General features: G+C 31.9%; 5 protein-coding genes. 2 read left to right on the plus strand and 3 right to left on the minus strand.

The features are described from left to right. Positions 1-13 precede the first annotated feature (13 nt). Complete coding sequence (locus tag ASC44_RS02630; protein WP_055446064.1) at positions 14-976, minus strand: MlaD family protein; 963 nt, start codon at positions 974-976, stop codon at positions 14-16. 54 nt (positions 977-1,030) lie between these two features. Continuing rightward, positions 1,031-2,137: an N-acetylmuramoyl-L-alanine amidase family protein gene (locus ASC44_RS02635; protein ID WP_055446065.1), complete on the minus strand. Its 1,107-nt coding sequence runs from the start codon at positions 2,135-2,137 to the stop codon at positions 1,031-1,033. A 90-nt stretch (positions 2,138-2,227) separates the two neighbouring features. Between ASC44_RS02635 and ASC44_RS02640 the strand changes: the two genes are divergently transcribed. Both ASC44_RS02640 and ASC44_RS02645 read left to right on the plus strand, forming a co-directional pair. Beyond that, the gene (locus tag ASC44_RS02640) at positions 2,228-5,002 is read left to right on the plus strand and encodes a putative LPS assembly protein LptD (protein ID WP_169787487.1); all 2,775 of its coding nucleotides are present in this window, start codon (positions 2,228-2,230) and stop codon (positions 5,000-5,002) included. Between the two features lie 90 nt (positions 5,003-5,092). Beyond that, entirely contained in the window at positions 5,093-5,473 is a 381-nt protein-coding gene (locus ASC44_RS02645; RefSeq protein WP_055446067.1) for a Rid family detoxifying hydrolase, read from the plus strand. A gap of 172 nt (positions 5,474-5,645) precedes the next feature. On the opposite strand, the gene ASC44_RS02650 is transcribed toward ASC44_RS02645, so the two are convergent. Beyond that, on the minus strand, positions 5,646-6,525 hold an 880-nt coding region (locus ASC44_RS02650), incomplete at its 5' end, for a T9SS type B sorting domain-containing protein (protein WP_083476227.1).

Below are 6,525 nucleotides of genomic sequence, written 5' to 3' on the forward strand. Positions count from 1 at the left end.
GCTGTTAGTTAGTTTATTTCTTTTCTTCTATTTCATTTCCGTCTGAATCGTAACGTTTTGGTTTTTTTCCGAATAAAGAAAAATGTACATAACGCTTAGGATTTAGTTTCATATCTTCAAGTAGTTCTTCCATTTGTTTAGAAGCACCTTCAAGATTATTGTATAATTTATCATCTTTTAATAACTTTCCAATAGAACCTTCTCCGCTTTCTACACTTGCCATTAAATTGTCGAATTTCTTAATGGTAGCTTGTAAATCTTCTACTGTTTTAACAATATCTACTTGAGCTAATTTATTAGTCATTGTAGTTAGATTGCCAGATGTAGTTTCGAAATTAGTAAGCGTATTATCTAATTTGGATTTATTATTATCTATTAAACTATTTAAGGATTTTGCTGTAGCATTAAAGCTCGCTACAGTTGTGTTTAAGCCAGCAATACTGTTTCTTAAGTCTGCTTGTGCTTTAGCATCGAAAGCATTATTAAAACCGACTAAAAGTGTATCGGTTTCACTCATTACTTTTTCTATTTTTTCTTGTAATGGCGTTAAACGTTCGTTAACTAATTCCATCATACCTTCTTTAATAGTACTTTGTAAATAGTCACCCGATTTTACGTTTTCGGCATTATCATAAGCTGGAAGAATTTGTACCTCTTTACCTCCTATAAATCCGTTTTGGAATAATTCGGCCTTACTGTTTTTAGAAAATTTAAAACCAGTATCAATATCCATTTTTACAATTAGAGTACCAGAATTTTCATCTTCAAAATAAATATCTAAGACCTTACCAACAGCATACCCATTAATTGTGACTGGTGTTGATGGCTTTAAACCTTCTACATTATCGTATTTAGCATATACGGTTATAGAGTTTTCTAAAAGGTTATTACCTTTTAAATAACTAAAACCAAAAATAAATAGAACGATTCCTGTAATAGCTAATATGCCTGTTTTGACTTCTCTTGATATTTTCAAATTGAAAGTGTTTAATTTGGTAACAAAAATAAAATAAATATAATAACAATAGCTCTATTTGGTGCCACTATTTAAGGCTTTCTCTAAACTAATGCGCTCACCATCTCTATAAGCTACAATAAAAGCGCTTTTAAACCCTTTTTGTTTAGCAACCTTTTGCATTTGCTGTATCTTATTAATATCTGAAGTATAACCATAAAAATACTTATACAATTTACCTTCTTTATCTCTTGACAACTCTTTTAACCCTTTAAAGTTATAAGATTTTGGTTCTAGTTTTTTTGAAGCTGCTGCAATTTGAACTTTAAAAATAGTATTTGGTATAATTTTTTCTTCGGAAGGAATAATGGTTTCTTCTTCGGTAATATATTCGGTAGCTACAAAATTTTGATCAACACTTTTTTTATATGATTCGATTGCTTTTGCAATTGCAACAGATAATTCACCTTGACCTTTTTTAGAATTAAGGTATTTACCTTCTGATGTGTTTGTAATAAATCCGGTTTCTACTAGAACACTTGGCATTACCGTTTGGTGCAAAACAATAAAACCCGCTTGTTTAACACCTCTATTTTTTCTTTTTAATTTTGAAGTAAAATTTTGCTGAATTAAACTTGCTAGTTGTATGCTTTGGTCTAAATATTGTTCTTGCATTAAAGTAAGGCCTATAAAGGATTCTGGAGAATTAGGGTCGAAACCATTATAGTTATGTTCGTAATCCTCTTCAAGAAAAATAACCTCATTCTCCGCTTTAGCAACATCAAAGTTCGTTTTATTTCTATGCACACCTAAAACATAAGTTTCGGATCCATAAGCTTGAGAGGTATGTGCATTACAGTGTATAGAAACAAACAAATCGGCATTTGCTTTATTTGCTATTTTACCTCTTTGAAATAAATCTATTAAAACATCAGTTTTTCGTGTGTAAACAACTTCAATATCTTTATTTTTCTCAAGTTCTTTACCTACCGCAAGTACAACTTTTAGAGCAATTTCTTTTTCCGTGTAACCATACTTAGATGGTTTTCCAGGATCTTTTCCACCATGCCCAGCATCTAAAACCACAATAAATTTATTAGATTCTGTCTGTGCATTAACAGAAAGAGGTAGTGTTAATGTTATTATAATTAATACGAAAAGTACTTTTAGTCTCGTTTGCATAGTGATATAACAAATTTTAAAGGTGTTTAGTATGGATTTTTAAATTATATAGACTATGATAAATTAATCATAAAAAATATATGTAATTTTGTGAATTCAAATATCGAGCCATACTTTAGCAAAAATACATACAAAACATTGCATACAAATAGAATCCACATACTTTTTGCCCTAAGTTTTACAGTGTTTATAAACACTTTTAGCTTTGCTCAAGTTGAAAGTGAAGATAAAAGTATAGAAGTCCCTGTTAACAAGGAAACTAAAACTGTTATACCGCCCACTAAGCTTAACGACTCTATTGTTCTTCCTGCTGAACAATTACTCACCTTAAAAGAATCTGACTCTACAGAAAATGATTCTATAAAACCAAAACCAGCTCTTTTACAAGCTACTGTAAGTTATAAAGCTACAGATTATAATGCTTTTAATAGAAAAGAGCAAAAGATGTATTTATATAATGAAGCAGAGGTAAATTATACTGATATGGAAATTACTGCTGGTTCTATTATAATAGATTACAGTAAAGATTTAATTTATGCCACAGGAATAAAAGATTCTATTGGAGAATATTCTCAACGTCCCGTATTTAAACAAGCAGATAATGTTATAGAACCTGATTCTATGATTTTTAATTTTAAAAATAAAAAGGCCATTATTTTTAATTCTAATACAGAACAAGACGGTATGAAAATTAGGTCTGAGCGTTCTAAAAAAGAAAACGATTCTGTTTATTTTTTAAATAAAATGCGTATTACTACAGCCGAAAACGAGGAAGATCCTGAATATTATTTTTTAATAGATAAAGCGAAACTTGTTCCTAATAAAAAAATTGTAGCGAGTTCTGCGCAAATGTTTATTTATAACGTACCTACTCCCATTATTGTTCCTTTCGCATTCTTTCCTTTAAGTAAAAAACAAACTTCGGGTGTTATTTTTCCTAGTTTTGGAGAGCAAAATGATAGAGGTTATTTTTTACAGAATGGTGGGTATTATTTTGCTATTAGCGATTATGTAGATTTAGCTGTTTTAGGAGATTACTACACCAACGGTAGTTATGGTTTACGTTTGGAAAATAATTATAAGAAACGTTATAAGTATAATGGTCGTTTAGGATTTAGATACGAGAACTTAATTACAAGCGAACGTGGTTTTCCAGAATATGCTAAAAGTACAGTTTACAATCTACGTTGGTCTCACAGTCAAGATTCTAAATCTAACCCAAGTTCTAGATTTTCAGCTTCTGTTAACTTAGGTAGTAGTAATTACTATCAGCAATCACAAAATCAAGTAAATACAGCTAGTTTTTTAAATAACACCTTAGCATCTTCTGTATCTTATTCTAAAACTTTTGATGGCGAACCACAGGTTAATATGAGTTTAACTGCAACACACTCTCAAAATACGCAAACCGAAGAAATAAACTTAACGCTACCTACTCTTCAAGCTAGTGTAGGTCGTATATATCCTTTTGCCCCTAAAGTAGGTTCTAAAAAAGGGATTATTCAAAATATAAATTTACAATATAGCGTTAGAGGAGAAAACCGTATTCAAACAACAGATTCTCTTTTCTTTAAAAGTGAAATGTTTGATGATGCTCAAATAGGTATGAAACACTCTATCCCTATTACTACAAACTTTAAGGTTTTTAATTATTTTAGTGTGAGTGCTAATGCAAGTTTTGATGAAGCATGGACATTAAATACCATAGATAGATATTACGATAGCGAAACTAGCCAAACAGTAACAGAAGATCTTAATGGTTTCGACGCTTATAGAACTTATAATTTTGGAGCTAGTATTGGTACTACAGTATACGGACAGTTTAATTTTGAATCTGAAGGCGAAGACAAAAAAATAAAAGCAATTAGACATGTTATGCGTCCAAGTATTAGCTACAACATTAATCCAGCTTTCGATAAGTATTACGACTCTTACGAAGTTACAGATATAGATGGTGAAACTATACGTGAAGATGAATTCTCGCGTTTTGAAGGCAGCTTATTTGGAGCTCCTAATAAAACCTACTCTAGCTCAATAGGTTTGTCTTTAAGTAATAATATTGAAGCTAAAGTTAGAGATAAGGACAGTACAAAAACCGAGGCGAAAAAAATTGTTCTATTAAACAATTTAAACTTTTCAACCTCGTATAATTTAGCAGGAGACTCTTTACGTTTTAGTCCTGTGAGAATGAGTGGAGGAACACAATTGTTTGATAACAAAATGAACGTGAATTTTGGAGCAACTTTAGACCCTTATGCTCTTGATAATAATAACACAAAAATTGATGAGTTTAACCTTATTAATGGAGGAAGCTTATTTAGGTTAACAAGTGCTAACCTAACTCTTGGTTATAGTTTAAATAGTAAAGGCAACGATAATAAGTCTAAAACTAGTGATCGTAGCCGTACAGAAACTTTAGATAGTGGTGGTCGTGATGATGATTTATTTGGTAGGTCACAGGATTTTGCAGACCAACGTTATGATGAAGATGATGAAAAGGAAGAGGAAGAACTTGGAGACCTTTACAACTATAGTGTGCCATGGAATCTACGTTTAGCATATGCTGTAAATTATTCTAATGCTCAACGTCAAGATGAAATTTCTTCGCATTCGTTAATGTTCTCTGGAGATATTGAAGTTTCGCCTAAATGGAGTATTGGAGCCTCTTCTGGATACGATTTTAAAAATCAAGGTTTCTCTTACACGCAATTACGTTTTGCTAGAGATTTACTGAGTTGGCGAATGAATTTTAGTTGGATACCTTTTAGTAGCCGAAGTTCTTGGAATTTCTTTATTGGTATAAAATCTAGTATATTAAAGGATTTAAAATACGAAAAACGTCTTAAGCCAGATCAAGGACTTTAGTAAACATTATATGCTTTGCTAGGTTCGGGTCTAAAAAACATAATAAAAACCACTATATAAAATAATCTTATATAGTGAAAAAAAACTGGGATGAAAAAAATAATAACAACTACCAAAGCTCCTGCTCCTATTGGACCATATAATCAAGCTGTATTAAGCGGAAACACTTTATACACCTCTGGACAAATTGCTTTACATCCAGAAACAGGTGAATTAGTTTTAGATGATATTTCAACTGAAACAAAACAAGTTATGGAAAATATGAAAGCAGTCTTAGCTGCTGCAGACATGACTTTTGAAAATGTAATAAAGTCTTCTATATTTATTAGTGATATGAATAATTTTGGAGCTATAAACACTGTCTATGGTGAGTATTTTAATGAGGCTACTGCTCCTGCTAGAGAAACTGTAGAAGTTGCAAAGTTGCCAAAGTCTGTTAATGTTGAAATTAGTATGATTGCTGTAAAATAATATACTCCCTTCATTTAAAAAATAAACAAAACGCTGAAGATATCTTCAGGCGTTTTGTTTTAATAACACTTCTTTATTTAAGTTGCTCCTAAATTAAGTCACATCTTATATTCTAAATAGAAAAGCCTGAACTTTTGTTCAGGCTTTTCTATTTAATAATTAGTATTACTATTTATCTCTTAAGCGTAAAGTGGCTACGTAAAGATTTCTTAGCATTACTGCTTGGTTCTCTATACTCTAAAGTAAACCAATAGTCATTTGTTGGCATTGGGTTACCATTGTAGGTTCCATCCCATCCTGCGCCTGTTGGACTTAATTGTTTTAAGAGTTTACCATAACGATCGAATATATAAATTACTGCGTCTGGCTGTGTTCCAATATCGTAAACATTCCATGTATCGTGGTAACCATCGCCGTTTGGCGTAAAGTATAATGGGTAATCCATAACCATAACTGGTATTGTTGTTTCTCCACAACCTATCGTGTCTCTTACCGTTACAGTGTGTTCTCCAGCTTCGATATCTGTAAAAGTATACGTGTATTCTCCCGCTGCATTTAACGTTCCTAGTTCCCAACTTCCGCCATCTATACTAAACTCGTATACTGCTATTGAAGTACTTGTTGTTCCTGTTGCGGTAATTACAACATCGTGTTGATCGGCAAAGGCTAGTGTTGTTATTTCTGATGTTACTACTGGTGGTTCGCTTACTGTTACTAAAGTATTCACTTCAATACTTGAACATCCTGTTGCAATATCTGTTGCTACAACACCATAGGTACCGCCTTCTGTTGGCTCTATAAACTCTGCCGTTTCTCCTGGAAGCACTGTACCGTTTAAGTTCCATTCAAAAGTATATAATGCAGGATCTAATCCTGTGTTTACAACTGGTGAGTTAACGATTTCACTGCCATTAGTATTAATACATAATAAATACTCTGGTTCTAATGTAAACGATGGCATTGGGTTTACTTGTAATGTAAGTGTTGCTGTTTCATAACATGCTGAAGTATCATTATCTACTTCTCCATCATTGTTTAAATCTACTAAGTAT

It is taken from the genome of Lacinutrix mariniflava, assembly GCF_001418015.1.
Classification (GTDB): Bacteria; Bacteroidota; Bacteroidia; order Flavobacteriales; family Flavobacteriaceae; genus Lacinutrix; species Lacinutrix mariniflava.

What these genes read in the sequence shown, in the direction of transcription:
- ASC44_RS02645 (WP_055446067.1), top strand. Translation starts at nt 5,093, where the DNA reads ATGAAAAAAATAATAACAACTACCAAAGCTCCTGCTCCTATTGGACCA.
- ASC44_RS02635 (WP_055446065.1), bottom strand. Translation starts at nt 2,137, where the DNA reads ATGCAAACGAGACTAAAAGTACTTTTCGTATTAATTATAATAACATTA.